The sequence below is a fragment of the Micromonospora sp. M51 genome (assembly GCF_018070305.1).
Classification (GTDB): Bacteria; Actinomycetota; Actinomycetes; order Mycobacteriales; family Micromonosporaceae; genus Micromonospora; species Micromonospora parva.
This window is the reverse complement of sequence record NZ_JAGPXZ010000508.1, coordinates 1-4,589: the sequence shown is the minus strand read 5'-3', so window position 1 is coordinate 4,589 and position 4,589 is coordinate 1. Positions and strand designations below refer to the sequence as shown.

Annotated in this window: 4 protein-coding genes; 2 read left to right on the top strand and 2 right to left on the bottom strand. The window is 75.2% G+C overall.

Features of this window, described 5'->3' with window-relative positions; translation table 11 throughout:
- Both KBX53_RS23240 and KBX53_RS23235 read right to left on the bottom strand, forming a co-directional pair.
- Nucleotides 1–625, bottom strand: a 625-nt coding sequence (locus KBX53_RS23240) for a serine hydrolase domain-containing protein (protein ID WP_210861626.1), incomplete at its 3' end; no start/stop codon positions are given.
- 69 nt (nt 626–694) lie between these two features.
- On the bottom strand, nt 695–1,210 hold the full coding sequence (locus KBX53_RS23235; RefSeq protein ID WP_247676086.1) for a helix-turn-helix transcriptional regulator: 516 nt from the start codon (nt 1,208–1,210) through the stop codon (nt 695–697).
- 170 nt (nt 1,211–1,380) lie between these two features.
- Between KBX53_RS23235 and KBX53_RS23230 the strand changes: the two genes are divergently transcribed.
- Nucleotides 1,381–3,996: a cation-transporting P-type ATPase gene (locus KBX53_RS23230; protein WP_309140836.1), complete on the top strand. Its 2,616-nt coding sequence runs from the start codon at nt 1,381–1,383 to the stop codon at nt 3,994–3,996.
- 54 nt (nt 3,997–4,050) lie between these two features.
- A partial coding sequence (locus KBX53_RS23225; RefSeq protein WP_210861624.1) for a universal stress protein occupies nt 4,051–4,589 on the top strand: 539 nt, incomplete at its 3' end.

Here is a 4,589-nt window from a genome sequence, read left to right as displayed (position 1 = left end):
GCGCGGCGAGGGCGTGGCCGAGCAGGGACGGCCCGAGGTTGGAGTAGTGGACCTCGCCGCGCTCGTCGGCGTCGGGGCTGACCCGGTCGGCGGCGTTCCGGATGGTGTCGATGTCCTGCCCGGCGTAGGGGTTGCCGCCGGAGACGTTGGACCAGAGGATGCGCGCCCAGCCCAGCACGGAGCCGGGGGCGAGCCGGGGCAGGCCGGCGCGGTGGCTGGCCAGCTCGGCGAGCGTCACGGCGCGGGCGGGTCCGGTGAGGGCGGGCCAGGTGGCGCCGAGCCGGTCGTCGGGGTGGACGACGCCGGCGGCGGCCTGGTCGGCCAGGAGCATGCCGGTGAGGACCTTGGTGACCGCGCCGCTCTCGCACGCGGTGCCGGCCTCGACGGGTTGGCCGTCGGCGTCCCGGTCGCCCAGGCCGGCGGTGCGGATCCGGCCGTTCTCGACCAGGGCGACGGCGAGCCCGCGGTGCCCCTTCGGGTCGGGCACTGCCATCCGGGCGAGGCGGGCGAGGTCGTCGTCACCGGTGACCTGCGCGCCGAGGCGGGGAACGCGGGGCATCAGCGCCGCCCCGACGAGGCTGGCGGCGAGCGCGACGACGAGGGCGATGACGACTGTTCTCCGCATGGGGGTCCTTCGGTCGAGCGGGCTGTGCGGGTCGGTGGCGCGACGATCGGTGCGGCGACCGGGCCGGCGTCAGCGGCCGGCGGCGGCGGCGAGGATGGCCAGCAGTGGCACCACGCGTTCGGCGGGCACGGCGTAGCGGCCCCGGCCGACGCTGCGCAGCCAACCGGCTGCGGTGAGCTGGCGCAGGTGGTGGTGCAGCTGACCGGTGGTGCCCAGGTCCTCGATCTCGGCCAGCTCGCCGGTGCCCTGCCGTCCACCGAGGACCTCCCGTAGCAGCCGCAGCCGCACCGTGTGCGCCTGCGCGGAGAGGGCGCCGGCCAGTTCCGTCCTGTCGGCGGCGAGCCGGTCGTCGACGGTGCGCCCGTACTGCCCGTCGTAGTGCTGGTCCGCGACGCGAACCGTGCCGGTGTAGAGCACGGCGCCGGTGCCGTCGGCCGGCAGGCGCTGCTTGAGGCCGTCGAGGGCCCAGAACGTGCCCTCCGGCGTGGGCGGCGCGTCGGACGGCGCGGGGGCCGACGTCACGTGCTCGGTCAGGGCGGCGACCTGTGCCTCCAGCGCGGAGAGTCGCTCTTCCACGGTGCTCATACGTCGATACTACGTACATACGTACTTCCACACAAGGGAGGGTGTCGCGGACGGGTCTTTGGTCCCGGGCGCCACAGGTGCAAACGCCTCTGCCCGGGGGTGGTCGGGCAGCGCCATGGTGGGACCCGACGGCGGCCCGTGGCCCGCCGCGAGCGACGGGGAGGTCACTGGTGACGACGATCGGCGGACGGGACGGGATCCTGGTGGACCCCGTTGACCGGGACGTGTCGGTGGGGCTCGACGCGGCCGAGGCAGCCGCCCGTCTGCGCGCCACCGGCCCCAACACCGTCGCTGCGCCACCGCGCCAGCCGGTGACCGCACGGGTCCTGCACCAGCTCACCGACCCGTTGGTGGCGTTGCTGCTCGCCGCGGCGGCCGTCACCGCGGCGCTCGGCGACTACCCGGACACCGCGGTGATCTTCCTGGTCGTCCTGGTGAACACCGTGATCGGCGTGGTGCAGGAGGTACGCGCCGACCGCGCCATCGCCGCGCTGGACCAACTCGCCGCGCCCACCGCACGGGTGGTCCGCGACGGCCGGGAACTGGTGGTGCCCGCCGCCGACATCGTGCGCGGTGATCTGGTCCGGGTCGAGGCGGGCGACGTCGTCCCGGCCGACCTGTCCCTGATCGAGGCGAGCCGGCTGCACCTGGACGAGTCCGCACTGACCGGCGAGTCGGTGACGGTCGGACGTGTCGCCGGTGAGGAGGCGCTGGCCGGGACGGTCGTCACCATCGGCCGGGCGACCGGCACCGTGCTGCGCACGGGAGCGGCGAGCGCCCTCGGTCGGATCAGCGCCCTGGTCGCGGGCACCCGGCCGACCGGCACTCCGCTGCAACGCCGACTCTCCGCCCTGGGTCGGGTGCTCGGCCTGGTCGCGGTGGCAGTGTCCGGGTTGGTCTTCGCCATCGGGGTGGTCGGCGGCCGGCCCGTTGTCGACATGGCGATCACAGCGGTGAGCCTGGTGGTCGCCGCGGTGCCCGAGTCGCTCCCGGCGGTGGTGACGCTGGCCCTGGCCCTGGGCGCACGTCGGATGGCTGCCGCACACGCCATCCCCCGTCAACTGCACGCGGTCGAGACTCTCGGCTCGGTCACGGTGATCGCCTCCGACAAGACCGGCACCCTCACCGAGGGGCGGATGGCGGTGCAGCAGGCGGTCACCGGCGACGGCGCCCGGTACGGGGTCACCGGCAGCGGGTACGCCCCGACCGGCACCGTGCACCGGGACGGGCAGGCGGTGGCCGTACCGGACAGGCTGCGCCACCTCGCGCGGGCCGGGCTGCTCTGCAACGACGCCGCGCTGTCGCCGCCGGACGACGAGCGACCCGAGTGGGGCGCGGTGGGTGACCCGCTCGAAGCGGCGCTCGTCGCCTTCGCCGCCCGCTGTGGCCTCGACCCGCAGGCCACCCGCACGGCGTGGCCCCGGGTCGCCGAGCACCCCTTCGACCAGGCGCAACGCCGGATGGTCACCGTGCACCGCTCCTGCGACCAGCGCTACCTGGTGGTCTGCAAGGGCGCCCCGGAGAGTGTCCTCGGCGCACCGCTGCTCGACGCCACCGACGAGGAGATCGCCGAACTGACCAGCACCGCCCACCGGTTGGCCACCGAAGGGTTGCGGGTGCTCGCCGTCGCCGCCGCACTGGTGGAGACCGTGCCCGACCCCGCCTCCCCCACCGGGTTGCGGCCGGTGGGACTGGTCGCCGTGGGCGACCCGCTGCGCGAGGGCGCCGCGCGGGTCGCGGACAGCTTCGACACCGCCGGGGTACGGCTGCTGCTGATCACCGGAGACCACCCGGCCACGGCCACCGCGATCGGTGGTCGTCTCGGCCTCTGGCGCGCCGGCGACCCCCTCGCCAACGGCGACGACGACCAGGCGGCGCACCCGGACACCCGGATCTTCGCCCGGACCCAGCCGGAGCAGAAGCTCGACATCATCGCCGGTCTGCAGGCCCGCGGCGAGGTGGTGGCGATGACCGGCGACGGGGTCAACGACGCGCCAGCGCTGCGCCGCGCCGACATCGGGGTGGCCATGGGAGGCGGCACCGAGGTCGCCCGGCAGGCGGCCGACCTGGTGCTCGTCGACGACGAACTGAGCACAGTGGCCAACGCGATCGGCGAGGGCCGGCGCATCTACGACAACATCCGCAGGTTCCTGCGGTACGCCCTCTCCGGTGGGGTGGCGGAGATCCTGGTGATGCTGATCGGTCCGCTGTTCGGTCTGCCCGTACCGCTGCTGCCCGCCCAGATCCTCTGGATCAACCTGCTGACCCACGGGGTCCCCGGGGTGGCACTCGGCGCGGAGCCGGCCGAACCCGGGACGCTACGCCGAGCACCACGCTCACCGCAGGAATCGGTGCTCGGCGCCGGGCTCGGTCGCGACGTCCTGCTCACCGGCGCGCTGATCGCCGCCGTCGTGCTCGGCGCCGGGGTGTTCGCCGCCCAGCGGGAGCTGCCCTGGCAGTCGGTGGTCTTCGTGGTGCTCGGGCTCGCCCAACTCGGTGTGGCGCTGGCCGTCCGGGCACCCCGGCCGGCGGGCACCCGAAGCGGGAACCCCGGCCTGCTCGTCGCGGTCGCGGTGTCGGCGCTGCTGCAGGTCGGTGGGGTGCTGCTCGCTCCGCTGCGGGACCTGCTCGGCACCGAAGCGCTGGCACCGAGCGTGCTGCTGGCCTGCGCGGCGGTCAGCGTACTGCCGGGGCTGGTGCTGCGGCTGACCCGATCGTCGGCCACCGACGCCGACCGGGGCGATGACGGGACCAACGGCCCCCGCCCCCTTACCGTCCGCCCCTGATCGTCGGGCCGGCGCGCGACGAGGATGAAGAAGGACGAAACGAAGGAGGACGTGATGACCAGCAGATCCGGTGCCCCCGTGGTGGTGGCCGTGGACGGTTCGACATCCGCGCTGGAGGCGGTGCGGGCCGCCGCCCGGGAAGCCGGGACGCGAGGCCGCCCGCTGCGGGTGGTGCACGCGTTCATCTGGCCGCTCTACGACGTGTCGCTCGCGCCGGCGCCGGGCGCTCCCCCGCACGCCGGGCTTCGCCACCACCCCGCGCCGGTGGGCGCCGAGGCGGGGCCCGCGGCCGGCATGGGCCCGCCGGACGTCGCCGTCACCGGCGCGGTGGTCGACGGCGCGGCCACGCCGGTGCTTCTGGCCGAGGCCCGGGACGCGGCGCTGCTGGTGCTCGGAAGCCGGGGCCTGGGCGGCTTCGGCGGACTGCTGATGGGTTCGGTCGCGGTGCAGGTCTCCGCCCACGCCGACTGCCCGGTGCTCGTCGTCAAGGGTGAGGCCCGCGCCGACGGGCCGGTCCTGGTCGGGGTGGACGGCTCGCCCCGGTCCGACCAGGCGCTGGGTTTCGCCTTCGACGAGGCATCGTGGCGGGGTAC

Bases quoted from the DNA above. Each gene is read 5' to 3' on its own strand.
- KBX53_RS23235 (WP_247676086.1), bottom strand. From the start codon at position 1,210: ATGAGCACCGTGGAAGAGCGACTCTCCGCGCTGGAGGCACAGGTCGCC.